At 63.3% G+C, this 24,700-nt stretch carries 23 protein-coding genes and 1 pseudogene; 10 read left to right on the top strand and 14 right to left on the bottom strand.

Features of this window, described 5'->3' with window-relative positions:
* Positions 1-66: 66 nt before the first annotated feature.
* Positions 67-1,314, bottom strand: a complete 1,248-nt coding sequence (locus ACF8C6_RS13560) for an MFS transporter (RefSeq protein ID WP_392499777.1) — start codon at positions 1,312-1,314, stop codon at positions 67-69.
* Between the two features lie 183 nt (positions 1,315-1,497).
* Between ACF8C6_RS13560 and arfB the strand changes: the two genes are divergently transcribed.
* Positions 1,498-1,911: an alternative ribosome rescue aminoacyl-tRNA hydrolase ArfB gene (gene arfB, locus ACF8C6_RS13555; protein ID WP_392499776.1), complete on the top strand. Its 414-nt coding sequence runs from the start codon at positions 1,498-1,500 to the stop codon at positions 1,909-1,911.
* 49 nt (positions 1,912-1,960) lie between these two features.
* Positions 1,961-2,926 (top strand): sensor domain-containing diguanylate cyclase, encoded by a 966-nt coding sequence (locus ACF8C6_RS13550; protein WP_392499775.1) that lies wholly within the window; start codon positions 1,961-1,963, stop codon positions 2,924-2,926.
* Positions 2,927-3,298: 372 nt separating this feature from the next.
* Here ACF8C6_RS13550 and ACF8C6_RS13545 read toward each other — a convergent pair whose 3' ends face one another.
* From ACF8C6_RS13545 to ACF8C6_RS13525, 5 genes are read right to left on the bottom strand one after another with little or no spacing between them, the layout of a single operon-like run.
* Positions 3,299-5,089, bottom strand: a complete 1,791-nt coding sequence (locus ACF8C6_RS13545) for an amidohydrolase family protein (protein WP_392499774.1) — start codon at positions 5,087-5,089, stop codon at positions 3,299-3,301.
* Entirely contained in the window at positions 5,086-5,826 is a 741-nt protein-coding gene (locus tag ACF8C6_RS13540) for a sulfite exporter TauE/SafE family protein (protein ID WP_392499773.1), read from the bottom strand. The genes ACF8C6_RS13545 and ACF8C6_RS13540 overlap by 4 nt, the downstream gene beginning before the upstream one ends.
* A complete protein-coding gene (locus ACF8C6_RS13535; protein ID WP_392499772.1) occupies positions 5,826-6,650 on the bottom strand; it encodes an SDR family NAD(P)-dependent oxidoreductase in 825 nt (274 codons plus the stop codon). Before ACF8C6_RS13535 ends, ACF8C6_RS13540 begins: the two co-directional genes overlap by 1 nt.
* Entirely contained in the window at positions 6,650-7,576 is a 927-nt protein-coding gene (locus ACF8C6_RS13530; RefSeq protein ID WP_392499771.1) for a bile acid:sodium symporter family protein, read from the bottom strand. Before ACF8C6_RS13530 ends, ACF8C6_RS13535 begins: the two co-directional genes overlap by 1 nt.
* Before the next feature lies 1 nt (position 7,577).
* Positions 7,578-8,921 (bottom strand): NAD(P)/FAD-dependent oxidoreductase, encoded by a 1,344-nt coding sequence (locus ACF8C6_RS13525; protein WP_277690241.1) that lies wholly within the window; start codon positions 8,919-8,921, stop codon positions 7,578-7,580.
* A gap of 105 nt (positions 8,922-9,026) precedes the next feature.
* Here ACF8C6_RS13525 and ACF8C6_RS13520 point away from each other — a divergent pair, with 105 nt between their 5' ends.
* The 3 genes and pseudogenes from ACF8C6_RS13520 (at position 9,027) to ACF8C6_RS13510 (ending at position 12,723) form a co-directional block, all read left to right on the top strand.
* Positions 9,027-9,995 carry an AraC family transcriptional regulator gene (locus ACF8C6_RS13520; RefSeq protein WP_392499770.1) on the top strand — a complete coding sequence of 323 codons (969 nt, stop codon included), beginning with the start codon at positions 9,027-9,029 and terminating at the stop codon, positions 9,993-9,995.
* Complete coding sequence (locus ACF8C6_RS13515; RefSeq protein WP_392499769.1) at positions 9,992-10,747, top strand: spermidine synthase; 756 nt, start codon at positions 9,992-9,994, stop codon at positions 10,745-10,747. Before ACF8C6_RS13520 ends, ACF8C6_RS13515 begins: the two co-directional genes overlap by 4 nt.
* A gap of 241 nt (positions 10,748-10,988) precedes the next feature.
* Positions 10,989-12,723 (top strand): annotated as a pseudogene (locus tag ACF8C6_RS13510) (DEAD/DEAH box helicase).
* Between the two features lie 79 nt (positions 12,724-12,802).
* Here the strand turns inward: ACF8C6_RS13510 and ACF8C6_RS13505 are convergent.
* The 5 genes from ACF8C6_RS13505 to ACF8C6_RS13485 form a co-directional block, all read right to left on the bottom strand.
* Positions 12,803-13,570 (bottom strand): DODA-type extradiol aromatic ring-opening family dioxygenase, encoded by a 768-nt coding sequence (locus ACF8C6_RS13505; RefSeq protein WP_392499768.1) that lies wholly within the window; start codon positions 13,568-13,570, stop codon positions 12,803-12,805.
* Positions 13,571-13,667: 97 nt separating this feature from the next.
* Positions 13,668-14,888: a hypothetical protein gene (locus ACF8C6_RS13500; RefSeq protein ID WP_392499767.1), complete on the bottom strand. Its 1,221-nt coding sequence runs from the start codon at positions 14,886-14,888 to the stop codon at positions 13,668-13,670.
* A gap of 112 nt (positions 14,889-15,000) precedes the next feature.
* Positions 15,001-15,873: a protease HtpX gene (htpX, locus tag ACF8C6_RS13495; RefSeq protein ID WP_277690246.1), complete on the bottom strand. Its 873-nt coding sequence runs from the start codon at positions 15,871-15,873 to the stop codon at positions 15,001-15,003.
* Between the two features lie 88 nt (positions 15,874-15,961).
* Positions 15,962-16,414 carry a hypothetical protein gene (locus ACF8C6_RS13490; RefSeq protein ID WP_277690247.1) on the bottom strand — a complete coding sequence of 151 codons (453 nt, stop codon included), beginning with the start codon at positions 16,412-16,414 and terminating at the stop codon, positions 15,962-15,964.
* Between the two features lie 4 nt (positions 16,415-16,418).
* Positions 16,419-17,630, bottom strand: a complete 1,212-nt coding sequence (locus ACF8C6_RS13485; RefSeq protein WP_392499766.1) for a pyridoxal phosphate-dependent aminotransferase — start codon at positions 17,628-17,630, stop codon at positions 16,419-16,421.
* Positions 17,631-17,774: 144 nt separating this feature from the next.
* On the opposite strand from ACF8C6_RS13485, the gene msrB reads away from it, so the two are divergent.
* The 3 genes from msrB (at position 17,775) to ACF8C6_RS13470 (ending at position 19,221) form a co-directional block, all read left to right on the top strand.
* Positions 17,775-18,167, top strand: coding sequence for a peptide-methionine (R)-S-oxide reductase MsrB (msrB, locus tag ACF8C6_RS13480; RefSeq protein WP_277690354.1), 393 nt, complete (start codon positions 17,775-17,777; stop codon positions 18,165-18,167).
* Between the two features lie 110 nt (positions 18,168-18,277).
* Positions 18,278-18,763 (top strand): glutathione peroxidase, encoded by a 486-nt coding sequence (locus tag ACF8C6_RS13475; protein ID WP_277690249.1) that lies wholly within the window; start codon positions 18,278-18,280, stop codon positions 18,761-18,763.
* Entirely contained in the window at positions 18,760-19,221 is a 462-nt protein-coding gene (locus tag ACF8C6_RS13470) for a MarR family winged helix-turn-helix transcriptional regulator (protein WP_392499765.1), read from the top strand. Before ACF8C6_RS13475 ends, ACF8C6_RS13470 begins: the two co-directional genes overlap by 4 nt.
* On the opposite strand, the gene ACF8C6_RS13465 is transcribed toward ACF8C6_RS13470, so the two are convergent.
* Positions 19,205-21,523, bottom strand: a complete 2,319-nt coding sequence (locus ACF8C6_RS13465; protein WP_392499764.1) for an ATP-binding protein — start codon at positions 21,521-21,523, stop codon at positions 19,205-19,207. The two genes, ACF8C6_RS13470 and ACF8C6_RS13465, sit on opposite strands and share 17 nt — an antisense overlap.
* Positions 21,524-21,617: 94 nt before the next feature.
* On the opposite strand from ACF8C6_RS13465, the gene ACF8C6_RS13460 reads away from it, so the two are divergent.
* Both ACF8C6_RS13460 and ACF8C6_RS13455 read left to right on the top strand, forming a co-directional pair.
* Positions 21,618-22,511 (top strand): ATP-binding protein, encoded by an 894-nt coding sequence (locus ACF8C6_RS13460; RefSeq protein ID WP_392499763.1) that lies wholly within the window; start codon positions 21,618-21,620, stop codon positions 22,509-22,511.
* The gene (locus tag ACF8C6_RS13455) at positions 22,504-22,986 is read left to right on the top strand and encodes a GAF domain-containing protein (protein ID WP_392499762.1); all 483 of its coding nucleotides are present in this window, start codon (positions 22,504-22,506) and stop codon (positions 22,984-22,986) included. Before ACF8C6_RS13460 ends, ACF8C6_RS13455 begins: the two co-directional genes overlap by 8 nt.
* Positions 22,987-23,041: 55 nt before the next feature.
* On the opposite strand, the gene ACF8C6_RS13450 is transcribed toward ACF8C6_RS13455, so the two are convergent.
* Complete coding sequence (locus ACF8C6_RS13450) at positions 23,042-23,704, bottom strand: glutathione S-transferase family protein (RefSeq protein WP_392499761.1); 663 nt, start codon at positions 23,702-23,704, stop codon at positions 23,042-23,044.
* Positions 23,705-23,719: 15 nt separating this feature from the next.
* Positions 23,720-24,487, bottom strand: a complete 768-nt coding sequence (locus ACF8C6_RS13445) for a hypothetical protein (RefSeq protein WP_392499760.1) — start codon at positions 24,485-24,487, stop codon at positions 23,720-23,722.
* Positions 24,488-24,700: the final 213 nt, after the last annotated feature.

Below are 24,700 nucleotides of genomic sequence, written 5' to 3'. Positions count from 1 at the left end.
GGCCGTTGGGCCAGGTTCTGGCTGCTTGGGATAGGCTCCGGGCCTTGCCGAAGCAGCCTTAGGACGTCAGGGAGACGTGTTTTCGGGGTGCTCCTGTGGTGGGGCATCGGGCATCAGCTCGAGTACGGTCGGGCTGGTGCGTAGCATGGGCATGAAGTGGGCCTGTTCACCGCTGACCAGGTCGCTGACATGACGCATGCGGTACAGGGCATAGGCGGCCAGGGGGGCGAGGGACAGGGCGAAATACATGGGCAATGCCGGTGCGCCAAAATGCTGCATCAGCGCCCCGGCCAACAGCGGCCCACAGGCCGCGCCAATACCGTTGACCAGCAGCAGGCTGGCCGAGCCGGAGAGGATCTCGTCGGGTTGCAGTTGGTCGATCAGCAGCGCCACGCCCAGGGGGTAGATGGCGAACGACAGGCCGCCAAACAGGAAGAACAGGCTGATCAGCAGCTGGCCGGGGGCGAGCAGACTGATCGCGGCTGCGGTGACCACGGCCGCGCTCACCACCCAGAACAGGATCCAGCGCCGGTCGAGGCGGTCCGACAGCCAGCCGATCGGCCATTGCAGCAGGGCGCCGCCGAGAATGGTCATGGTCATCAATAAACCCACGCCGGCGGCATCGAAGCCGACCATGTCGGCATAGGCCGGTGCCATGCCCCAGAAGCCGCTGAGCGCCAGACCGGACAACGCCGAGGCGGTCAACGCCAGTGGCGCGATGCCGAACAGCTGACGCAGGTTGCTGTTCGGCGTTTCCGGCAGGCTGGGCTGCATCTGGCGGGTAAGGGTTACCGGCATCAGTGCCGAGACGATGAATATGCCGGCCACGGCAAACAGGGCGAAGCCGAGGGTGGGGTCGAAGCGCAGCAGCTGCTGGCCGAGGGCCAGGGCGCCAAGGTTGACGGCCATGTACAGGGCGAAGATGCCCCCCCGGTTTTCGCTGCTGGCACGGGCGTTGAGCCAGCTCTCGATGACCATGTACAGGCAGATCAGCGCTACGCCGTAGAGCACGCGCAGCACCACCCAGACCCAGGGATGGACGATGAGCACGTGGAGCAGGGCGCAGATGCACGCCAGTGCGGCGCAGAAGGCGAAGGCGCGGATATGGCCGACGCGGCGGATCAGCGGGCTGCCGACCCAGTTACCGATGAAGTAGCCGGTAAAGTAGCCGGACATCATCAGCCCGAGCAGGGTCGTCGAGTAGCCTTCGGCCGCCCCCTTCAAGGTGAGCAACGTATTGAGCAGGCCATTGCCGAGCAGAAGCAGTGCGACTCCGCTCAGCAGAGAGCTGATGGGTGCGATATGAGGCCACATACTTTTTTACCCTAGGGAAAGTAAGCCTTTATGGCAACCCTGGGTGCCGGATGGTTCAACCTAATTGTCTGATTTCAATCAACTAAATTAATTGCTTAGCTTTCGATTGTTTTTGCCGGGGTAGTGGGTCGAGGCGCGCATGATCGGCGTTATGCTGAGCGGGGTGTATTTGAGGTCTTTTCCATGCTGGTGATATCCAACAGCGTTCATTTGCCGGAAGCCGAGGTCGAGTTGACGGCCATTCGGGCCCAGGGAGCCGGTGGGCAGAACGTCAACAAGGTTTCCAGCGCCGTACATCTGCGTTTCGACAGCCAGGCCTCGTCCCTGCCTCCGTTCTACAAAGAGCGCCTGTTGGCGCTGCGCGACAGCCGCATCACCGAGGGTGGCGTAGTCATCATCAAGGCCCAGCAATACCGCACTCAGGAGCAGAATCGTGCCGATGCGCTGGAGCGCTTGGCCGAGCTGATCCGTGCGGCCGGCAAGACCGAGAAGGCGCGGCGCCCGACCAAGCCGACCCTGGGCTCGAAAAAACGCCGCCTGGAGGGCAAGGCCAAGCGTGGTGCGATCAAGGCCGGGCGCGGCAAGGTGGACTTCTAAAAGGCACCGGCATAGCCTCTGGCCATCACCCTCCTGTGGAACCGCTGGTATGCACGATCCCTTCCAGGCCGACAGTGCCGTGTACAAGACCCTGCTGGAATCGACCAAGGCCATTCCCTGGAAAATCGACTGGGCCAGTATGACCTTCGCCTATATCGGTCCGCAGATCGAACCCTTGCTGGGCTGGACCCAGCAGAGCTGGATCAGCGCCAATGACTGGGCCGAACGCATTCACGAAGAAGATCGCGAGCGGGTCGTGAATTTCTGCATCGCCCAATCGCAGAGCGGTATCGACCACGAGGCCGACTACCGTGCGCTGACCGCCGACGGCCGCTACGTGTGGATTCGTGACGTGGTGCATGTGTTGCGCAACGCCGCCGGCGAGACGGAGGCACTGGTCGGCTTCATGTTCGATATCAGCGAGCGCAAGAAAACCGAGGAGCAGTTGCTGGCCCTGCAAAAGCAGCTTGAGGAGTACTCCTACAAGGACGGCCTGACCGGCATCAACAACCGGCGCATGTTCGACTCGGTACTGGAGGTGGAATGGGCCAGCGCCCAGCGTAGCCGCCGCCCGCTGTCGCTGATCCTGCTGGATATCGACTTCTTCAAGCAGTTCAATGACCACTATGGCCATATCCAGGGTGACGATTGCCTGCGAAGGGTCGCCGAGGCGCTGGAGGCGGCGGTCGTCCGTCCGCGCGACTGCGTGGCGCGTTTCGGTGGCGAGGAGTTCGTGCTGGTGCTGCCGGAGACGGATGCCGAGTCGGCCAAGCAGATCGCCGAACGCTGTCGCAAGCTGGTCGGCCACCTGCGTATCCCTCATGAACAGTCCAAGGTGGCCCAGTTGCTGACCCTGAGTCTGGGTGTCGGCACCATCATTCCCGAAGCGCACGACTCACCAATGGCCTTCATCGAGGCGGTCGATCGCCTGCTCTATCAGGCCAAGCAGCAGGGGCGCGACCGTCTGTTGCAGGGGCACTGCAGTAGTGGGGAGGAAGGGGCCTGTCAGGCCTAGAGCGGTGTGCCTTCTGGCAGATCAGCGGGTACGCATAATGGAGTATCCGCGGGGCCTGGCTGCCAGCGAATGCTTGGCTGCTGGCAGGCAGGCCCCGAGCGGATACTTAACGCGGCGCTGGTCTTCCGAAAACTCGTCTGGAAGACTCACGCCTGGCACAACTGCGGCGCTCTTGGCGGCGCCTTGATGGTTCCCTCCCAGGAACAGCTCAACTCTTCTGCGGAGCCTTGATTCTTCCGTGTGCAACCGGTTTTCCCCGGCTGATTTGCACTTGTCGTAGCCCGGAGGTATCCGGGGGAGCGAAGCTGCCTGCTTCCCGGATTACATCCGGGCTACGTTGTTGAAGGGCGGGTGCGCGCCGCATACCCGCAGTCAGGCGGTGACTGGCTGGAAAGCGCGAGCAGCCTCGGCGCGGGGCAGCACATCGCGGCCTTCGAGGAAACGGCCGTAGCCCTGGACTTTGCCCAGGTCGTCCGGGTACTCCTGGCCGCGGCGGTAGGCGATGCGACCGTTGATCAGGGTCGCCTCGACCGCCGCGTCGTTGCGCTTGACCACCCGCTCCAGGCCGAGCACTTCCATGGGCGCCTCGCTGATCTCGTCCAGTTCGTCGGTGAGTCCCTCGGGGTTGATCAGCACCAGGTCGGCGCGGTCGCCGACGCGGATATAGCCGGCGTCGACGCCGATGAAGTCGGCCAGTTCGCCACTGCAGCGGCGCACTGCCTGACCCAGTTCCATAAAGGGTTCGCCAGCCAGTTGCGCGTCACGCACGTACTTGAGGAAGCGCAGCGGGAAGTTGTACTGGGCGATGGAGCGCAGGTGCGCACCGGAGTCGGCGAAGCCGGGGTGTGTCCACGGGCTGGACAGCAGCTTGTGCATCACCGGCAGGCGCTGGTTGCCGTAGCAGGTGGTCCACTTCAGTTCCTCGCGGTACTGGCAGGCCAGCTCGAAGTAGGCATCCACCGCGTCCAGGCCGCGAGCCTGGCCGAGTTGCTTGAAGTTCTTGCCGACCAGGCTGGCGTCCGGGCACTCGGTCACCCAGCAGTCGGAGAAGTCGCGGTGCCACAGGCCCTTGGTGAGGATGGCCTTGACCTGTTTCTTGAACAGAGCACGGAATTCCGGCTCCTTGACCTTGGCGTAGAGCTCGTCCGGGTCCTTGATATCGCGCAGGATCTCGCCGGCGCCGAACTCCTCGAAGGCGTTCACGTTGAGCCCTTCCAGGCGCAGGGTGAAGGGCGCCGGCAGGGTCTGCCAGCGGAAGTGCCCGCGCAGCACGGTGTTGGCCAGCCAGCCGGAGAGGCGGGTGAAGCGGTGCAGCAGCGGCTGCGACTTTAGGTCCAGCGCCGTGAGCATGGTGCACTTGAGCGGTTTTCTGAACCAGCCGTGGGCCTGCCAGAGGAAGGCGAACACGTTGACCTTGGTCACCGCGTTGGGCGCGCCCTGCAGCACTGCGCCACGGCGGCGGAGGATGGCAAACAGGCGCGAGAACTCCTTCCAGCTGGCGAAGGTCGAGGGCAGGGGGCTGGACCAGGCGCGGTCGCCATCCATCTTGTCCAGACGCGTGGTCATCACCGACAGACCGATGCAGCCGGCGTCCAGCGCCTCTTCCAGCAGCTGCTCCATGCGCTGCAGTTCCGCTTCGGTCGGCTTGATCTTGCTGGTGGCACGCTCCAGGCCCATCACCGCCACGCGCAACTCGGAATGGCCGAGGAAGGAGCTGACGTTGGGGCCCAGCGCCAGCTGGTCGTAGAACGCGCGGTAACCGGCGGCGTCGCGCCAGGTCTTCTTCTCCTGCAGGATCGGTAGCACGTATTCGCGCGGCACCGCCTCGACGCGGGTGAACAGATCCGAGCAGTCCTCGGCGTCGGCCAGCACCATGCTGATCGAGCAGGAGCCGATGGTCACGCTGGTGACGCCGTGGCGCACCGATTCCTTCAGCGCCGGCGCGGCGATCACTTCTGCGTCGTAGTGCGAGTGGATTTCCAGAAAACCCGGAGTCACCCACTTGCCGGCAGCGTCGATCACCTCGGGGCAGCCGCTCTCGTCCAGCGGGCTGAGGCTGAGTACGTCGATGCGGCCGTCCTTGATGCCGACATGGCGCAGGCTGCCGGGGGCGCCAGTGCCGTCGAAGTACAGGCCATTTTTGATGATGATGTCGTAGCTCATACGAGTCTCCAGGGGGCCAGCAGCAGGGTGCCGGTGACCAGCAGCAGGATGTAGATGGCGATACGGAAATGGCGCTCGTCGAAGCGCCGGTGCAGGCGCTCGCCCAGCCACACGCCGAGCAGCAGCAGCGGGGCGTAGGTCGCGACCTGGGGCAGGGCCGGCAGCAGGCGGCCGTCGAGCAGAAAAGCGATGGTCAGCAGGCTGTTGAGGGTGAACCACACCGTCACCAGGGTGGCGCGCAGGCGCGCCTTGTCCAGCGCGGTGCCGGCCAGGCCGTAGACCAGCAGCGGGCCGCCGGAGGCGAACAGGCCATGACTGAGGCCGGCGCCCAGGGTGATGATGCGGGTCAGCCAGGTCGGCCGTACCGGCAGTGCGCTGGCGTTGCGCAGCCGCCACAGCTCGCGGCCGGCGAACCACAGTACCAGCGCGCCGAAGCCGACCTTGAGCGCCTGGGTGTCCAGATGGGGCAGCAGCCAGTAGCCGAGCAGGGTGCCGGCGACCATGCCGGGCAGGATGGTGCCGAGCAGCAGGCGGCGGTCGATCATGCGCCAGTGGCGGCTGACCAGGTAGCCGGTCATGCAGATGTTCAGCGGCACCAGCACCGGCAGCAGCTGGTCGATCGGCAACAGCAAGGCACCCAGCGACAGGGCGATCACGATGCTGCCGAAGCCGGTGATGGCTTCCAGGGTGTAGGCCAGCAGGATGAAGCCGCCGAGGGCGTAGGGAGCGAATGCCATCACGAGCGGGCCTCTGCGTCACCCAGCGCCAGGGCGGCAGGCGCCGGCAGTTCACCGGCGAAACGCTGGCTCATCTTGCGGTAATACAGGCTCGGCGCGGCGCGCCAGAGCAGGCTGGCCAGCCAGCTGCCGCGATCCGGGAACAGGCGATCGCGGCGCTCGTCCAGGCCTTTGATGATTTCGCTGGCCATCCAGTCGGCGCCACGGATCTTGCCGATGGTCGAGCGTGCATGGCCGGCCGGCTTGCCATCGGCACCCAGGGCGTTGCGGTCGATGGGGGTGTCGAGAAAGCTCGGGTAGACCATCAGCGTGCCGATGCCGTCCTGCGCCAGTTCGGCGCGCAGGACTTCGAAGGACTGGCTCAGCGCGGCCTTGGCCGCGCAGTAGCCGGCGCGGCCGAGCACGGGCATCCAGCCGGCCATGGAGCCGATGGCGGCGACCTGGCCGCGGCTGGCGCGCAGCAGCGGCAGGGCGGTGAGGGTCAGCTCCAGCGGTGCGTGATAGTCCACCGCCATCACTTTGCGGAACACCGCAGGGTCGGTGTGCACGGTGGGCGAGCGGTGGGTGATGCCGGCGTTGTTGAGCAGCAGGTCGAGGCGGCCGAAAACGTTGCGGCAGTGGTCGATCAGCTGCTGGTGCAGTGCCGGATCCGTGATGTCGCCGGGGAGCGCCTCGACCCGGTCGCTGTTCAGTTCGGCCACCCGCGCGGCCAGGCCGCTGGCGTCGATGTCGGTCAGCAGCAGGGCGTCGCCACGGGCGTGGCAGGCCTTGGCCAGTTCCCAGCCGAGGCCACTGGCGGCGCCAGTGATCAGTACGGTGCGCATTATTTGTCTCCCACGGCGGCCAGCTTGCTGGCCGGGATATCAGTCGGACGGCGCGACCACAGCAGCGCCAGGGACAGGCCGCTGACCAGATGCCAGCAGCCCCAGAACGCAGCGATCAACAACATGCCGCTGGCCTGGGGGAAGAAGGTGAAGACGATGACCAGGCCCAGCGCCGAGTTCTGGATGCCGACTTCCAGGGTCACGGCGCGGCGATCGGCCACCGGCAGGCCGGCCAGACGCCCGCTGAAGTAGCCGCAGCCCAGGGCCAGAGCGTTATGCGCCACCACGAGCCAGAAGAACAGGTGGAAGTACTCCAGGAACTGCTGCCAGTTGCGGCCGAAGGCCAGGCCGACGAAGGCCAGCATCACCAGCAGGGCAAAGACGCGCAGCGGTTTCTCTACCTTGTGGGTCAGTTGCGGGAAGCGCCGACCGACGAACATGCCCAGCACCAGCGGTACGCCCAGCACCAGCAACACCATCAGCAGCAGGCTCAGTGGATCCATGGCGATCTCGGTGAGCAGCGGACGGGTCTGGGGGTTGAGCCAGGCGTACAGGCCGAAGTTGAGCGGCGTCATCACGCTGGCCGCGAGGCTGGAGACGGCGGTCATGCTCACCGACACGGCGACGTTGCCGCGCGCCATCCAGGTCATGATGTTGGAGAAGCTGCCACCCGGGCAGGACGCCACCAGCAGCATGCCCAGGGCCAGCTGCGGTTCGATGTCCAGCGCCCAGGTGGCCAGGCAGGTCAGCGCCGGCAGCAGGACGAACTGGGCCAGCAGGCCGATTACCGGTGCCTTGGGTTCGCGCAGCACGCGGCGGAAGTCGTCGGCGCGCAGCTCCAGCGAGACGCCGAACATCATCAGCGCCACGATCAGGTTGATCAGCACCAGGCTGGAGGGATCGAACTGCAGGTGTACCGCTTCCATTTCAGGACTCCCGCGCCAGTTGGCTCGACGCCGGGCTTGCCGGTACGTCGTCGAGCGCCCCACGTAGCTCCTGGATATGGCGTTTGATGGCGCTGCGGTAGCTGTCCTTGTGCACGTAGTAGGCCATGCGGTCGAGCTTGAGGTAGGCGAAGCCGCCGTCCAGACGCTGACCGGTCTGGGTCAGCACGGTGTCGCGGAAGCGCTTGGCCGCCAGGCTGGCGCACTGCTGGTGACGGATGGCCAGTGCCACCAGCTCGGCCTGCTCGGCGCGACCCTGCCAGCCGAGGCCGGAAGCCTCGACCATGCCGAGCATGAACAGGTCGTCGTGCTGCGGGTGGAACACGTTGAGGTAGAGCTGCGGCGCACCTGCGCCCTGCGGCCAGTTCAGTTCGGCGCGCTCGATAAAGGGGTAGTCGAGTTTGTAGCCGGTGGCCTGCAGGATCAGGTCGTAGTCGGCCTTGCTGCCGTTGGCAAAGGTCACGGTATGGCCGTTGACCGCCTGGATATCGCCGCGCGGCTGGATGTCGCCATGGCCGAGGTGATGCAGGACCAGCGAATTGAGTACCGGGTGCGACTCGTACAGCTTGTAATCCGGATCGGGGAGGCCGTATTGCGAAGGTTTGCCGACCAGTACGCGGACCAGCAGGCCGTCGACCAGCTGCTTGAGTTTGCGCGGCAGCTTCACCGCGCCGCCGAAGGTGTCGGTGGGCTTGCCGAGGATGAATTTGGGCAGGAAGTGGTAACCACGACGGACCGAGAGGTCTACCGACTTGGCACGGTGCACGGCATCGACGGCGATGTCGCAGGCCGAGTTGCCGCAGCCGACCACCAGCACGCGCTTGCCGGCAAAGATATCGGCGCTCTTGTAGGCGCTGGAGTGCATCAGTTCGCCAGCGAACTGGCCAGGTAATTCTGGCTGGTTGGGGCGATGCAGGGTACCGTTGGCGATCAGTACGCCATCGAACTGCCACTCGCGCTGGCGCCCTTCATGCTCGCTGACCAGGCGCCAGCCGCGGTCGAGGCGCTCGACCCGAACTACGCGGGTGTTGAATTGATAATGCTGGCGCAGGCCGAAGTGCTCGGCGTAGTCGCGAAAGTACTGGCCGATCTGGCTATGGTGTGGGTAGGGCGGCACTGAATCGGCCATGGGGAACTCGGCAAAGGCCGTGGTGCCCTTGGAGGAAATCAGGTGAGCCGACTCATACATGGTGCTGTGTGGATTGTTGATGTCCCACAGGCCACCGACATCGGCGTTCAGCTCAAAGCCGACGAAGGGGATACCGTAGCGTTGTAGCTGGCGGGCAGCTGCCAGACCCATGGGGCCGGCTCCGATAATGGCATGCATGCAAGGCGTCTCGATTGTGTTTCTATAGTTGTTCCGCAAGCATATGCAGCTCCGTCCGGGTCGTAACGGCTCAATCAGGACGCTTCCCGGTTAATTTAGGACCTCATGAGCAACACGCCTTCCGTCACCGTTCATTACGCCCAGGCCATCCTCCAGGCCGCCGAGCGCCTGGCCCTGCCGTTGCCCGAGACGTTGCGCGATCTGGCGCGCGAGGGGCGTATTCCCCTGGTTCGTCAGGACGAGCTGTGGGAAGCCTTCTGCGCCGCTGCCGCCGATCCGCTGATCGGCCTGCGCCTGGGTAATGCCCTGCAGGTTGGGCATCTGGACATGGTCGGCGCGCTGCTGATGAGCTGCGAGACCCTGGGCGAGGCGCTGGAAGCCCTGCTGGAGTACTACCCGATTGTCGGCGAGGGGGGCGAGTTCAGCCTGCGCGAGGGGGCTGGCGCGCTGTGTCTGGTGTATCAGCCGCGTTATGCGGTGCGCCGCGAGGAGCGGGTCGAGGCCGTCCTGGCCAGCCTGGCGCACATGACCCGCTGGATCACCGGCGAGCGTGCCCAGCCACTGGAACTGCATTTCGCCCACCCGGCGCGGGCCGATGAGGCGCGCTACATCGAGTTGCTGGGTTGTCCGTTGCAGTTTGCCTGCGGCGAGAACTTCCTGGCCTTCGAGCGGGATGAGCTCAACACGCCGCTGATCCAGGCCAACGCGCTGATGCGTGAGCATTTGCGCGGCCTGGCCGATGATCTGTTGCAACGGCTTGGCCAGCAGAGCCTGGCGGCGCAGGTACAGCAGCAGTTGCGCCAGCAACCGCGCTGGGGCAAGGAGCGCATTGCCGAACAGCTCGACCTCAGCGGTCGCCATCTCAACCGCAAGCTGGCCGAGGAAGGCACCAGCTTCAAGCTGCTGCGCGACCAGGTACTGCACCAGATGGCCGAGCAGTTGCTGCGTGATTCGTCGCGTCTGGCCGAGGTGGCCGAAGCGCTGGGCTTCTCCGACGAGAGCGCCTTCGCCAAGGCCTTCCGCCGCTGGACGGGCATCACGCCAGGGCAGTTCCGCCAGGGCCTGGGCGCATGAATCCGGAACTGGAAGAAGTGCTGCTGGAGGAAGTGCGCGACGCCTGGGGGGTGATTCGCGTGCTGGAGGTGGGCGACTACCGTTTCCTCGAATTTGGCGAGGCCATCGAGCAGAGCTGCACCTACACCCGTGACCCCAGCTGGCTGGAATATGACTACACCCGCGCCATGCTGGTTGGCGCGCTGTGCCATGCGGCGCCGGAATCCGCGCTGTTTCTCGGCCTGGGGGGCGGTACGTTGACCCAGGCCTGCCTGGAGTTTCTCGACCTCGATGATGTCGAGGTGATCGAGCTGCGCCCCGAGGTCCCGCGCCTGGCCATCGATCACCTGGGCCTGGCTGACGATCCGCGCCTGACCATCCGCATTGGCGATGCCCTGGAACTGGTGAGTACGGCGGAAACTTGCGACCTGCTGTTTGTCGATCTCTACACCGACACCGGCCCGGCTGCCGCGCACCTGGCCTGGAAGTTTCTCGAAGCCTGCCAGCAGCGCCTCAACCCGGGCGGCTGGCTGGTGATCAACCAGTGGGGCAATGACGACGGCAAGCCGCTGGGTGCGGCGCTGCTGCGCGGCCTGTTCCACCGCCATTACTGGGAAATCCCGGTGAAGGAGGGCAACGTGATTCTGCTGGTGCCGGCCGATCTCGATCAGGAGCTTGATTGGGCCGGGCTGCAAGCGCGCGCCGCAGCACTGGCACCGCGTCTGCGCTATTCGCTGCAGCCTTTGCTGGAAGTGCTGCGACCGGCCAGTTGAGGCTGCCTGTCGTCGGTTACATGGCTGCCTTTGGCAAAAAACTGCCATTTCGTCAGCTTTTTCCTGTATGATCCGCGCCCGGCCAAAACGGCCTCGTCAACTTTTACGAAGCTTTGCTTCGCTGCGGGTTCGCTCTGCGAACTACCCTTGACGTTTCATTCATCACGTTTTCGCAATTACCCGTCTATCGGCTGCCAGGGTGACCCAAAAGGTCCTTCAACGGCACGCGCAGCCATTGTTCCTGGGTCTTTGCGGATGCACATAGAGGCAGTCCCATGACTCAGGAAGTAACCGGCACTTTCGCCGATCTCGGCCTTCATCCTTCCATTCTCGCTGCGCTGACCGCAGTGGGTTACGAAGAGCCGTCCCCCATTCAGGCCCAGGCGATCCCGATGATCCTCGCCGGCCACGACATGATCGGCCAGGCCCAGACCGGTACTGGCAAGACCGCCGCCTTCGCCCTGCCGATCCTGTCCAAGATCGACCCGGCCAAGCGTGAGCCGCAGGCGCTGATCCTGGCGCCGACCCGCGAGCTGGCCCTGCAGGTGGCCACCGCGTTCGAAACCTATTCCAAGCAGCTGACCGGGGTCTCCGTGGTGGCTGTGTATGGCGGCGCGCCCATGGGCCCGCAGCTGAAGTCCCTGCGCATGGGGGCGCAGATCATCGTGGCGACTCCGGGTCGCCTGGTCGACCACCTGAGTCGCAACGACCAGCTGCTCAAGACCATCCGCCACCTGGTGCTGGACGAAGCCGACGAGATGCTCAAGCTCGGCTTCATGGACGACCTGGAAGTGATCTTCCAGGCCATGCCGGAAAGCCGCCAGAGCGTGCTGTTCTCCGCCACCCTGCCGCATTCCATTCGCGCCATCGCCGAGAAGCACCTGCGCGAACCCAAGCACGTCAAGATCGCCGCCAAGACCCAGACCGTCTCGCGCATCGAGCAGGCGCACCTGATGATCCATGCCGATCAGAAGATCAACGCCGTGACCCGCCTGCTGGAAGTCGAGGAGTTCGACGCGCTGATCGCCTTCGTGCGTACCAAGCAAGCCACCCTGGATCTGGCCGCTGCGCTGGAAGCCAAAGGCTACAAGGCTGCTGCGCTGAACGGCGATATCGCGCAGAACCAGCGTGAGCGCGTGATCGACTCGCTCAAGGACGGTCGCCTGGACATCGTGGTCGCCACCGACGTGGCCGCCCGTGGCATCGACGTGCCGCGCATCACCCACGTGCTCAACGTCGACATGCCCTACGACCCGGAGTCCTACGTGCACCGTATCGGCCGTACCGGCCGTGCCGGTCGCGATGGCCGTGCCCTGCTGCTGGTGACGCCGCGCGAGCGCCGCATGCTGCAGGTGATCGAGCGTGTCACCGGGCAGAAAGTGGGCGAGGTCAAGCTGCCCAGCCCGCAGCAGGTGCTGGATGCCCGGATCAAGAAGCTCACCACTGGCCTGGCGCCGCTGACCGCCGAGGCCGAAGCCAGCCATGGCGCGCTGCTCGACCAGCTGATCGCCGATATCGGTTGCAGCCCGCGTGCCCTGGCGGCTGCGCTGCTGAAGAAGCTGACCAAGGGTCAGGCTCTGGATCTGGCCAGCGTCGAGCGCGAGCAGCCGCTGGTGCCGACCGTGCGCGAACCGCGTGAGCGCCGTGAGCGTGATGGCGACCGTCCGGAGCGTTCCTACGACCGTGGCGAGCGTGGTGAAGTCCGTGAGCGCCGCCCGATGGCCGCGCCGAGCGAAGGCAAGGTGCGTTGCCGCACCGCCCTGGGCAACCGCGACGGCATCGCCGCGAAGAACCTGCTGGGCGCCATCCTCAACGAAGGTGGCTTGCAGCGTGACGCCATCGGCCGTATTCAGATCCGCGAGACCTTCAGCCTGATCGAGCTGCCGGAAGACGGTATCGATCGCCTGCTCGGCAAGCTCAAGGACACCCGCGTCGCTGGCAAGGCCCTGAAGCTGCGTCGCTACCGCGAGGATTGATCCTCGGCATGACCCAAAGCCCCGCATCTGCGGGGCTTTTTTCTGGGCGCGCGGTGGGGCTGCGTCCGAGTACCCGGATTCAGGCGAAGCTGTAGATATCCATGCCTAGCGCGCCGTAGGTGAAGCCGCTGTGCTCGACGCGGAAGGCGTCGCCGGCACCTCGGGCGAAGTACAGCGGCAGCAGGTGTTCGTCGCTCGGGTGGTTGCGCCGAGCATGGGGCGCCTGGACGCGGTAATCGAGCAGGGCGGCATCGTCGCTGGCCTGTAGTTTCTCCACCATCCAGTCGCGGAATTCGCCGGCCCACGGCGCGATGACCTCTGGGCCGGCGCGCCAGTCCAGTTCGCCGAGGTTGTGGGTGATGCTGCCGGAGCCGATCAGCAGCACGCCCTGCTCGCGCAGGCAGCGCAGGGCCTGACCCACGCGTTCCTGCAGGGCGGGCCCCTGGCGGCTGGGGAGCGAGAGCTGGATAACGGGAATATCGGCTGCGGGATACATCAGTGACAGCGGCACCCAGGCGCCATGGTCCAGAGGACGTTGTGAGTCAAGGTGCGCCTTGAGTCCGGCGTCAACGAGCAGCAGGCGGGTCCGTTCGGCCAGGGCAGGGTTTCCGCTTGCCGGGTACTGCACGGCATAGAGCTCGGCGGGAAAACCGCCGAAATCGTGCCAGGTGGCGGGGCGCTCGCCACTCGTGATCCGCAGCTCTTCACTTTCCCAGTGCGCGGATACCACCAGCACAGCCTGGGGGCGTGGCAGCTCGCGGGCCAGTCTGGCCAGTACCGGGCCGCTGGCGCCGGGCTGCAGGGCGAGCATGGGTGAGCCGTGGGAAATGAAGAGGCTGGGTAGCATGGCGTTCTCCTGTGAATGGCGCCATTTTCTCGCTTTAAATCTTCAGTGAATAACGCATGTTTTGCGCTGTTTTGATCGATAAATTCAATGTGGGTAGTCAGGGCAAATAATCGCCAAAGGCGCTTTCAATATTGATCCCCAGGCTGATGACGCCCAGCAGGCGCCCGTCCTCGGGGTCGTAGAGGGGGGCTGATGCCTTGCTCTGAAAGCTCTGCGTCGAGCCGTCGTACTCGATGTCGCTGATATACACCTGCTCAGGGGGAAGGCGCAGGGCCCGCTGGAAATCTTCTTCATCTCCCTGCCAGTAGTCACTGGTGACTTCGCTGATAGCGACCAGCTGACCACTGGTATCACTGACGAATATTTCGTTGAACAGTGGGTGGTACTGGGAGGCGATGCTGTTCAGCAGCCGAGAGGGTTGAGCCTTGAGCAGGCGTCTGATCAGGGGCTTTTCCTCCAGCAGGCGTTCGCGCATCCATTGACGATCCAGTTCGCGGATGCGCTCTTCACTGTTGCCGGCGCGCTCATCGCTGCGCAGGGCAGCCAGCAGGTCCGGGTGCTTGCCCCAGCGTGCCAGGTGGCGGTTGACCAGTTTGCGCAGGTAGCTTTGCTCGGCCGCGCTCAGTGGCGTGCCCTGTGGCGCGCAGCTCTCGACGTGGCGGTTGAAGGCTTTCAGGAAGTCCGGGTGCTGACTGAGAAACTCGTGGGAAAAATACACGCCCAGCGGGGAGTAGCGCACAAAGCGCTGCAGCAAAGGCTTCTCACGCGAGCTGACTTCGCTGAGGTTGCTCATCACGGTGCTGTCGGCCAGCAGCAGGTCGATGCGGCCACGTTCCAGCAAGGCCAGGAGCTGCTCCAGGCGAGGCACTTTCTGGGTGACCGGCAGCCCGCGGGATTCCAGCCAGGTCAGGCTATTGCTGCCGAGGACGCCGCCGATACGCAGCTCGCTGTCCCAGATGGGGCGGTTGAGCACGTGTGGATCCAGCGCATACCAGTACCATTTCTCGATCAGTAGGGGGGCGGAAAGCTGTGCATAGCCATCGACCTGGCTGTCCGGGGCAGAGCTGAAGAAGCCATCTGCAACCTGTTTGCTGACATTCTGCCGGGCGCGGCTAAAAGAGGTGAGGCGGATGCTGTAGGGCTGCTGCAACTGCTCGAAGATACAGCCCAGTACCGTTACTGAAAGGCCGCTCAGCTCGCCGTCGACCACGACCTGATAGGGCTCTTCGGCGCTGGTGTCGAGGCGGATGGTCGCCGCTTGGCTGGCGACTGGCAAAAGGCAGAGGAGCAGTAGGCAGAAACGCGAAAGTCTGGGCATGCCGGCCTCTTGTGAATGAGGTTCTTCAGCCAGTCTAGGCAATCGGTAGAGTCTCGTGCTGCAGAAACGACAAGGGCGGCCCGGAGGCCGCCCTTGCGTGGTTTGCTGGCGATCAGCGCTGCTGGCGCAGTGCCGCGATGCGGTCTTCCAGCGGCGGGTGGCTCATCAGCAGGCCGGCCAGGCCGTTTTTCAGGCCGCCGTTGATGCCGAAGGCGGTCAGGCTGTCAGGCATTTGCACCGGCACGCCCTGTTCGGCGCGCAGTCGCTCCAGTGCGGCGATCATGGCGCCGGCGCCAGCCAGGCGTGCGCCGGCTTCGTCGGCCTTGAACTCGCGTTTACGCGAGAACCACATGACGATGATGCTGGCCAGGATGCCCAGTACCAGTTCGGCGAAGATGGTGGCGACGAAATAGCCAATGCCGTGGCCTTCTTCGTTCTTCAGGATCACCTTGTCGACGAAGTTGCCGAAGATGCGTGCGAAGAACATGACGAAGGTGTTCACCACGCCCTGGATCATTGCCAGGGTGACCATGTCGCCGTTGGCTACGTGGCCGATTTCGTGGGCCAGAACGGCTTTCACTTCATCCGGTGAGAATCGCTCCAGCAGGCCCTGGCTGACGGCGACCAGCGCGTCGTTCTTGTTCCAGCCGGTGGCGAAGGCATTGGACTCGTAGGCGGGGAAGATACCGACTTCCGGCATCTTGATGCCGGCATCGCGCGACAGCTCTTCTACGGTCTGCAGCAGCCACTGTTCATGACGAGTGCGCGGCTGGGTGATGATTTCGGTGCCGGTGCTCATCTTGGCCATCCACTTGGAGAGGAATAGCGAGATGAAGGAGCCGACGAAGCCGAATACGGCGCAGAAGGCCAGCAGGCTGCCGTAGTTCTGGCCGGTAAAGCGGTCGACCCCGAGCAGCTTCAGGGTGACGCTGGCGATTAATAGAACCGCCAGGTTGGTGGCCAGGAACAATACGATGCGCATCATGGTAGGAAGTTTCTCCTCAGGCGAGAGACGGTCTAAGTATGCGAGCTATATAGGGGGCGCCCGTCCCAGCTTCAACCAAGGCTCTATTTCAAACTATGTCGCTGGCCGTATTTAGAGCGCTTTCGAATAGCAGTCGCGTGAGGCGGGCAACCTTTTCGCTGTTGTGTTGGCCAAGGGCCTCACGCAGTTGCCAGGCCAGGGTGGCACGCACCCTGCGCACGCTGGCGGGCTGTGCTTCACCTTCCGGCAGGGCGTGGGGAATGCCACGGGACAGGCGGATGAAGCCCTTTTCCGTGAGCACGGCCTGGTCCAGGGCGTCATAGGCAATGGTCGAGTCGTAACGGATATAACCTTCCTCGGCCAGCCACAGCAGTGCACCCAGGCAGGCCTGGTGGCGTTTGCTGGGCAGGCCGAACTCGTCCGGCTCCTCGCGGCCGATGAGGTCTTCCACGTACAGCGCCACCTTGCGTGGGAAGGCCTGGTAGAGCATCAGCATGCCGGCGGCGGCATCCTTGTAGAACTCGTCGATCTGCAGGTCCATGCGCTTACTGACGGTAGGTCTTGAGGAAGTTGCCGATGCGCCCGATGGCCTGCTCCAGGTCATCGACGCGGGGCAGGGTGACTACGCGGAAGTGGTCTGGCCACGGCCAGTTGAAGGCGGTGCCCTGGACAATCAGCAGCTTCTCGGAGAGCAGCAGGTCGAGGACGAACTTCTCGTCGTTGTGGATCGGGCAGACCTTGGGGTCGATCTTCGGGAAGGCATACAGCGCGCCCATCGGCTTGACGCAGCTGACGCCAGGAATGTCGTTGAGCAGCTCCCAGGCACGGTTGCGCTGCTCCAGCAGGCGGCCGTTGGGCAGGACCAGGTCGTTGATGCTCTGGTAGCCGCCGAGGGCGGTCTGGATGGCGTGCTGGCTGGGTACGTTGGCGCACAGGCGCATGTTGGCCAGAATATCCAGGCCTTCGATGTAGCTCTGGGCGCGGTGTTTCGGCCCGGAGATGGCCACCCAACCGGAGCGGAAGCCGGCTACGCGGTAGCTTTTGGACAGGCCGTTGAAGGTCAGGCACAGCACGTCCGGGGCCAGCGAGGCGGTGGAGATGTGCACCGCTTCGTCGTAGAGGATCTTGTCGTAGATCTCGTCGGAGAACAGCACCAGGTTGTGCTGGCGTGCCACCTCGACCAGCTCTTCCAGCACTTCTTTGGAGTACACCGCGCCGGTGGGGTTGTTCGGGTTGATCAGCACTAGGGCCTTGGTGTTCGGGGTGATCTTGGCCTTGATATCGGCGATGTCCGGGAACCAGCCGGCCTGTTCGTCGCACAGGTAGTGCACCGGCTTGCCGCCGCCGAGGGCCACGGAGGCGGTCCACAGCGGGTAATCCGGCGCTGGGATCAGCACTTCATCGCCGTTGTTGAGCAGGGCCTGCATGCACATCACGATCAGCTCGGACACGCCATTGCCGAGGTAGATGTCCTCGATGCCGACGCCTTCCACCTGCTTCTGCTGGTAGTACTGCATCACCGCCTTGCGCGCACTGAACAGGCCCTTGGAATCGCAGTAACCTTGCGCGGTGGGCAGGTTGCGGATCACGTCCTGGAGGATTTCCTCCGGCGCCTCGAAGCCGAACGGTGCCGGGTTGCCGATGTTCAGTTTGAGGATGCGCTGGCCTTCTTCCTCCAGACGCTTGGCGTGCTTGAGCACAGGACCACGAATGTCGTAGCAGACGTTGGCGAGCTTGTTCGATTTGCTGACCTGCATGATCCTGTATCCCGATGCGAATGCTGCGCGCCAGCCTGTAACGCTGCGGGCAGACTGGCGTCCAAAGAGGGACGCATGATACGTGCGGCCCGGTGCCCGGAAAAGGTACCGGCTGGGCATTTTTCTGCCGATGAGGAGTACGCCGTGGAAAAGATCGACAAACCCCTGGAAGCCTGGCGCGAAGAGCTTTCCGAGGCGCAATACCATGTCTGCCGCCTAGGCGGCACCGAGCGCGCCTTCACGGGCGAGTATCACGACAGCAAGGTACCGGGCATTTATCACTGCGCCTGCTGTGGTGAGGCGTTGTTTGACTCCGATGCCAAGTACGACTCTGGCAGCGGCTGGCCCAGTTATTTCCAGCCGGTCAACGATCAGGTGATCGCCGAAAAGGAGGACTTCAGCCACGGTATGCACCGCATCGAGGTCAAGTGCGCCAAGTGCGATGCTCACCTTGGGCACGTCTTTCCTGATGGCCCGCAGCCGACCGGGCTGCGTTACTGCATCAACTCGGTTTCGCTGAAACTGGTTCCACGTTGAGCGTCGTGTGAGGCTTGCCGTTTGGTGAGCCTCTTTTTTCATTAATTAAATTGCATGCAATTTAATTGCTCGCTATTTTTAAGCCTTCACTGACAGCGGAGCCGCAGGCCATGAGCGACAAGCTTTTCGATATTCCCGTCACCACCATCAAGGGCGAGCAGAAGACGCTGGCCGATTTTGGCGGCAAGGCCGTGCTGGTGGTCAACACGGCCAGCAAGTGTGGTTTTACCCCGCAGTACAAAGGCCTGGAGAGCATCTGGCAGCAGTACAAGGACAAGGGGTTGGTGGTGTTGGGCTTTCCCTGCAACCAGTTCGGCAAGCAGGAACCAGGCGATGAGGGCGCTATCAGCGAGTTCTGCGAGCTGAACTTTGGCGTCAGTTTCCCGCTGTTCAAGAAGATCGATGTCAACGGTAGTGATGCACACCCGCTCTATGTGCAGCTGAAAAAACGCGCGCCGGGGCTGCTGGGTAGCCAGGGCATCAAGTGGAACTTCACCAAGTTCCTGATCAGTGCCGACGGCAGTCAGGTCAAGCGCTTCGCTCCGACCACCAAGCCGGAAGAGCTGAGCAGCGAGATCGAAGCCCTGCTGCAATGAGCCTCGATAGCGATCTGTCGCTGCGCCTCGACGACCAGCTGTGCTTCAAGCTCTACGCCGCCTCGCGGGCGGTGACCCGGGCCTACAAGCCGATGCTCGATGAGTTGGGACTGACCTATCCACAGTACCTGGTGATGTTGGTGCTCTGGGAGTGGCAGGCCGAGTCGCCCGAGCAGGCTACCGTCAAGGCCTTGGGCGAGCGGCTAAGGCTTGATTCAGGCACCTTGACCCCTTTGCTCAAGCGCCTGGAGCAGTTGGGGCTGGTGCAGCGCCGTCGTTCAGTCACGGACGAGCGAGAGCTGCACCTGGCGCTGACTGCAGAAGGCGGAAGGCTCAAAACCTGTGTCCTACCGCTCAAGCGTCGCCTGCTGTGTGAGAGCGGTGTCGATCTGGAGCAGCTCGAAAGCTTGCGCGAGGGGTTGGAGCAGCTGTTGCAGTTGGTCAGCCCGCGCGCGTGAGGTGAAGCCAGTTGTTCAGCAGGCTGGCCAAATCCTCGCGGCGAAATGGCTTTGCCAGGTAATCGTTCATGCCGGCGGCCTGGCAGCGCTCGCGTTCGTCGGGTAGCGCATTCGCGGTCAGGGCGATGATCGGTAGCTCCGGCCAGCGCCCGCTTTGGCGAATACGCCGACTGGCCTCATAGCCGTCCATGATCGGCATGTTGCAGTCCATCAGCACCAGATCCACGTCATTGCGTTCCAGATAGTCGAGGGCCTCAGCGCCGTGCGCGGCGACGGTGACCTCGCAACCCAACTTGCCGAGCATGCCTTTGGCGACCAGTTGATTGACCGCGTTGTCTTCTACCAGCAGCACGCGCGCCTTGATGGCGTGCCCGTTGCTCGTCTGCGCAGTGTCCTGCGCGTGCTTGGGGAGCGGTGCCAGCAGCTCCTTCAGGGTCTGGTGCAGGGTGGCGCGGGCAAGGGGGCGGGCCAGTTGCGCAAAAGGTTCCAGCCTGCTGGCCTGGTCTGAATGGATGAAGGCTCCATAGGGCGATACCAGTAGTAGCGGTATCGACAGTTGTTGGCGCAACTGCGTCAGGCGTTCGGGACTGTCGCAGATCAGTAGATCGGCTAGCAGTTCGCTGGCGGGTGTATCCGGATTACGGTTCTGTTGCTGCAGGCCCCAGCGTGGTAGCCAGCAGGCCAATTGCTCTGCCAGACCACTCCCGGGGGCGCACAGGGTCAGCACGCGGCCCTCCAGTTGCAGCCAGTCAGTCGCCGGTGCATGGCTACTCAGCGGTAGTTCGGCGCAGAACTGGCTACCGAAGCCTTCCTGGGAGTTGAAGGTCAGCTCGCCCTGCATGGTTTCACACAGGCGACGAGTCAGGGCCAGGCCCAGGCCGGTGCCGCCGAACTGGCGGGTAATGCCTGCACCCGCCTGGGTAAAGGGTTGGAAGATGCGCTGCTGCGCTTCCTCGGGAATGCCAATGCCGGTATCGCTGACGGTGATGCGCACACCCTTGGTCGTAGGTTCGATCCGCAGGTCGACGCGGCCGAAACGGGTGAATTTGAGTGCATTGGACAGTAGGTTGCTGACCACCTGACGCACCCGAGTGGGATCGCCCAGCAGTTGTGCCGGTAGCCGCGGGTCGATCAGGCAGGTCAGCTCGACATTGCTGCCGGCGTTCTGTGACAGCAGGCTGGCGGTTTCTTCGGCCAGTGCTCCGAGGTCGAAGGGGATCTGTTCCAGCTCCAGTTGGCCGGCCTCGAATTTGGACAGGTCGAGGATGTCGTTGAGCAGGTCCACCAGCACTTTGCCGGAGTCGTGGGCAATGGAGAGCTGCTGGCGTTGCTCGCTGCTTAGCGGGCCATCCAGCGACAAGGCCAGCATACCCAGCAGGCCGTTGAGCGGGGTGCGAATTTCATGGCTCATGTACGCGAGAAAGGCTGCGCGCGCCTGGGCCATTTCCAGAGCGGTAGCACGTGCCTGTTCCAGTTCGCGGTTGGACAGGGTCAGCCGGGCGTTGGTGGCCTTGAGCTCGGCGGTACGGGCCGAAACGATGTTTTCCAGCTCGGCCAGATACTGAGTCAGACGGTCTTCGGCTTCACGGCGCTGGCTGATTTCCTGGTGGGTGTTGATCAATTGCTGATTGGTGACCGCCACCAGAATGCCGATTTCATCGCGCTCATGGCCGGGGGGGCAAGGCACTGGGGCGAGGTCGCGGCGTGGGTCGCGGTCGCTGAGGGCACGAATGATTTCGACCACGGGCTTGGTCAGCATGGCGTAGAACAGCACCAGCAGAATCAGCGACAGCAGCAGGCTGCGGGCGAAGCCGGTCACCAGGGTAAGCAGGGCGCGGCGCAGGAAATCGCTGCCGAAGGCGAAGGTGTCGACCTCCAGACGCAGCACGCCCAGGGGTTCGCTGGGGGCGTGATCGACGAACAGTGGATCTTCGAACTGGCGGCGTTCGCCGAATAACGCGTCGCTGAGAAAGCGATAGTCGCTTTGTGCGGCAGGGCGATCCACCGAGGCCAGCACCAGGCCGCTGTTGTCGATGATTTCGGCACGCATGACGGCGGGTGAGCGCAGCAGTCCCAGCACCAGTTCCTGGGCCAGTTCTGCGTCGATGTTGTAGGAAATACGGGCGGCCGGGTTATGGCTGATTTCCAGCAGGGAGTGGATTTCCCGGTCGATGGAGGCGTCTTCGCTGGCATAATCCACGCCGATCTGGATCAGGCTGAGCAGCATTCCCAGGATAAAGGCCACCAGCACCGTAAGACTGGCCTGTTTGAATGACAGGCGGTGGGTGAGGGATATATCCATGGGGTGGCGATCTGGTCCTTGATAAGGCGCCCGCCAAGCATAGCCCATCGGATACTGGCTCTGGCAGGGGCTGGCCAGATATGAGGAGTGATTCGTGGATTCCCAGTTGAACCATTTTTTGCAACGTGCCGAGGCGGCCTTGGTACGGATTGAGCCGCTGTTGCCGGCGGTGCGTGTGGCATTGGACTGGCAGCACGTCATCGCGGCGCGCTGGCAGCGTGAGGGGCGTGGTGGCTATCTGCAGCCGCTTCACGTCAGCCTCGATCTGAGTCTGGCCGACCTGGTGGGTGTGGATGCCCAGCGCGAGCAGTTGGCGCGTAACACCCGGCAGTTCGTCAAGGGGCTGCCGGCCAATCATGCATTGCTCTGGGGCGCGCGCGGCACGGGTAAGTCCTCGCTGGTGCGGGCGCTGCTGGCCGAGCATGCTCAGGCCGGATTGCGCCTGATCGAAATCGAGCGTGACCACCTGGCCGATCTGCCCAAGGTGGTCGAGGCGCTGGCCGGTCTGCCGCAGCGTTTCGTGCTGTTCTGTGACGATCTCTCCTTCGAGTCCGGTGAGGGCGACTACCGGGTGCTGAAAACTGTCCTCGACGGCTCGTTGGAGCGGGCGCCCGACAACCTGCTGCTCTATGCGACCTCCAACCGCCGCCACCTGGTGCCGGAGAAGGAAAGCGACAATGACAACTGGCAGAGGGTCGAAGGCGAGCTGCATCCGAGCGAAGCTGTAGAGGACAAGATTGCCCTGTCTGATCGTTTCGGGCTGTGGCTGTCTTTTTACCCTTTCACTCAGGACCATTTCCTGGCCGTCGTTCGGCATTGGATCGAGGTTCTTGCCGGGCAGGCGGGATTGCATTGGCAGTGGAGCCACGAGCTGGAGATTCTGGCCATCCGCTGGGCGTTGGGGCGCGGTAATCGTAACGGCCGCTGTGCCTATCAGTTCGCCCGTAGCTGGGTTGGTCAGCAATTGTTGGAGGTGGCAGGTGATTGATCTGCAGAGTGCTGGTCAGGGCCGCGAGGGCTATGCGCTGTTGACTGCACAGTTAGAGGCGCTGCTGGCGGATGAACGCGATTTCATTGCCAATGCTGCGCAGTTTGCGGCGTTCCTCTTTCATGAGCTGGGTGATCTGAACTGGGCGGGCTTCTATCTGGCGCGTGGCGAAGAGTTGGTGCTGGGGCCGTTTCAGGGCAAGGTGGCTTGTGTGCGTATTCCTTTTGGGCGCGGTGTGTGCGGTGCTGCGGCAAGTACGCGGCAGACGCAGCGGGTAGAGGATGTGCATGCCTTTGCCGGGCACATTGCGTGCGACAGCGCCTCCAATAGCGAGTTGGTAGTACCGCTGGTCAAGGGCGGCAGGTTGATCGCTGTGCTCGACCTGGATAGCCCTTTGCTGGGGCGTTTCAGTGCTGACGATCAGTTGGGTGTCGAGCGCCTGGCGGAAGTTTTCCTGCGTCTGACCGACTGTTGAGGCGTGGATTACGGAAAGGCCCGGCATTTGCCGGGCCTTTCCGTTTACGGCTGCTTCACGCCTTGGCGGTCATCTTGGCGATGACTTTGAGCTCGCCAGGCAGCACGCTCTGCACCGAGTCACGGCTCTTGACTCTGGCATAGTGGGCGGCGAGCGCGGGCCAGCGGCTGGCATCAACCAGTTCGCCGCCGTGCTCCATGTTCTGTAGCTGGCAGTAGACGGCCAGGTCAGCCTGGCTCAGCTCGTCTTCAACAAAATAGGTGTTTTCTCCCAGGCACTGTTCCAGATAGTCGAAATGCTTGGGCAGTTTGTCGTGCAGCGCTGTTCGTACGCTTTCTTCGTCGCAGACCTGGCCCTGCATAGGCTTGAGCAGGCGGTTGCGGAATACGCCAAAAGTGCACAGTGGTGCCAGTTCATAGTCGGCGTATTTCTCCAGCCAGCGAATCCGGGCTTTGCTCTCGGCGTGCTGGCCGAACAGGGCTGGACGTTCCGGGTATTTCTCTTCCAGGTACTGGCAGATCACGCTGGAGTCGGCCAGGGTGAAATCGCCGTCACGCAGGGCCGGGATGCGTCCTAGTGGGTTGAGATCGCGATACCAGTCGGGTTGACCGAAGGGGGTGACGATGTCCAGTTGGTATTCCAGGCCTTTCTCCAGCAGGCACAGGCGCAGTTTGCGTACGAACGGCGAGAGCGGGGCGCCGTAAACGATCAGGCTCATCGGGACTCCTTGTGTTCAGTCGTAGATATTCTTTTTCTTCCATTCGTTTTCTTCGAGCGACTTGAGTCCTTCGGTCAGCTCGCTGGGTTCGTCGTCCGCAGGTTTGGCTTTTTCCAGTACGACCGCGTTGGCGCGGGCCAGGAGCTGCTCGAATTTCTGCAGCTGCGCCTTGTAGCGCTCGGTGTCCGGTTGCTTGCGCAGGTATTGCACGCCGCGCTCGTAGGCCAGGCGGGCTTGCCCTGGCTGGTTTTGCTGCATGAACTGTTGCCCCAGATTGCTGAAGAACTCGGTATGCACCTGCACCAGCATGTGGCGAATTTCACCCAGCCAGCGTTTAGCATCGTTGGCTGGCAGGAGGTGTTCCTGTGCGGCGCGAGTGATTTGGCCGTGGAAGTTTTCCAGCAGGTAGCGGATGTCCTTGGCCATGGCCTCGGTCGTGATCTGCTGTGGCGGGTTGCGTACGGGGATGTCGTCGCCCTTGGCGACCCATTCGCGGAGTTCGGCGATACGATTGCGCAGGTTGGCGTTCTGTTTGTCCAGCGAGAGCAGACGCTCGCCGTGTTGCAGTTCGAAGCGGCTGAGCAGCAGTTTCAGCGCTGGTGTCATCAGCTGGCCTGGCATGTTCTCGGAAACATCGCGACTGCGACGTACCCGGTCATTCAGGTCTGCCTTGAGTCGGGCTTTCTCCAGTTTGCTGTTTTCCACCAGATGGTTGATGTAACCGATGGCGAACAGCACCACTATGCCGCTGATAATCAAGGCGGTGATGACGAGTGGGGACACCTGTGAATCTCCCGAACGCTATTTTTTCCCCGAGTGTAGTGCCTTGGCGCTCATGCTCATAGCATGCTGTCAATTTCTGTCCCGAAGTCTTTGATTTAAAAAAAGTTTTGAATGGAGGTTGACGCTCCTTGAAAGGCTCCATAGAATGCGCGCCACTTTCAGCGTATTGGCGCAAGCAAATAAGTTGAAAGCCGGAAAGCTGTTGTAAGCTCC

Source organism: Pseudomonas sp. zbq_18 (assembly GCF_043102245.1).
Lineage (GTDB): Bacteria > Pseudomonadota > Gammaproteobacteria > Pseudomonadales > Pseudomonadaceae > Aquipseudomonas.
Note: the sequence above shows the minus strand (reverse complement) of the source record. Positions and strands in the feature narration are given on the sequence as shown.

What these genes read in the sequence shown, in the direction of transcription:
- ACF8C6_RS13485 (WP_392499766.1), bottom strand. Translation starts at nt 17,630, where the DNA reads ATGCAGGTCAGCAAATCGAACAAGCTCGCCAACGTCTGCTACGACATT.
- ACF8C6_RS13475 (WP_277690249.1), top strand. Translation starts at nt 18,278, where the DNA reads ATGAGCGACAAGCTTTTCGATATTCCCGTCACCACCATCAAGGGCGAG.
- arfB (WP_392499776.1), top strand. Translation starts at nt 1,498, where the DNA reads ATGCTGGTGATATCCAACAGCGTTCATTTGCCGGAAGCCGAGGTCGAG.
- ACF8C6_RS13470 (WP_392499765.1), top strand. Translation starts at nt 18,760, where the DNA reads ATGAGCCTCGATAGCGATCTGTCGCTGCGCCTCGACGACCAGCTGTGC.
- ACF8C6_RS13505 (WP_392499768.1), bottom strand. Translation starts at nt 13,570, where the DNA reads ATGCTACCCAGCCTCTTCATTTCCCACGGCTCACCCATGCTCGCCCTG.
- ACF8C6_RS13500 (WP_392499767.1), bottom strand. Translation starts at nt 14,888, where the DNA reads ATGCCCAGACTTTCGCGTTTCTGCCTACTGCTCCTCTGCCTTTTGCCA.
- ACF8C6_RS13530 (WP_392499771.1), bottom strand. Translation starts at nt 7,576, where the DNA reads ATGGAAGCGGTACACCTGCAGTTCGATCCCTCCAGCCTGGTGCTGATC.
- ACF8C6_RS13515 (WP_392499769.1), top strand. Translation starts at nt 9,992, where the DNA reads ATGAATCCGGAACTGGAAGAAGTGCTGCTGGAGGAAGTGCGCGACGCC.
- ACF8C6_RS13450 (WP_392499761.1), bottom strand. Translation starts at nt 23,704, where the DNA reads ATGAGCCTGATCGTTTACGGCGCCCCGCTCTCGCCGTTCGTACGCAAA.
- ACF8C6_RS13540 (WP_392499773.1), bottom strand. Translation starts at nt 5,826, where the DNA reads ATGGCATTCGCTCCCTACGCCCTCGGCGGCTTCATCCTGCTGGCCTAC.
- ACF8C6_RS13550 (WP_392499775.1), top strand. Translation starts at nt 1,961, where the DNA reads ATGCACGATCCCTTCCAGGCCGACAGTGCCGTGTACAAGACCCTGCTG.
- ACF8C6_RS13520 (WP_392499770.1), top strand. Translation starts at nt 9,027, where the DNA reads ATGAGCAACACGCCTTCCGTCACCGTTCATTACGCCCAGGCCATCCTC.
- ACF8C6_RS13465 (WP_392499764.1), bottom strand. Translation starts at nt 21,523, where the DNA reads ATGGATATATCCCTCACCCACCGCCTGTCATTCAAACAGGCCAGTCTT.
- htpX (WP_277690246.1), bottom strand. Translation starts at nt 15,873, where the DNA reads ATGATGCGCATCGTATTGTTCCTGGCCACCAACCTGGCGGTTCTATTA.
- ACF8C6_RS13490 (WP_277690247.1), bottom strand. Translation starts at nt 16,414, where the DNA reads ATGGACCTGCAGATCGACGAGTTCTACAAGGATGCCGCCGCCGGCATG.
- ACF8C6_RS13535 (WP_392499772.1), bottom strand. Translation starts at nt 6,650, where the DNA reads ATGCGCACCGTACTGATCACTGGCGCCGCCAGTGGCCTCGGCTGGGAA.
- ACF8C6_RS13545 (WP_392499774.1), bottom strand. Translation starts at nt 5,089, where the DNA reads ATGAGCTACGACATCATCATCAAAAATGGCCTGTACTTCGACGGCACT.
- ACF8C6_RS13525 (WP_277690241.1), bottom strand. Translation starts at nt 8,921, where the DNA reads ATGCATGCCATTATCGGAGCCGGCCCCATGGGTCTGGCAGCTGCCCGC.
- ACF8C6_RS13560 (WP_392499777.1), bottom strand. Translation starts at nt 1,314, where the DNA reads ATGTGGCCTCATATCGCACCCATCAGCTCTCTGCTGAGCGGAGTCGCA.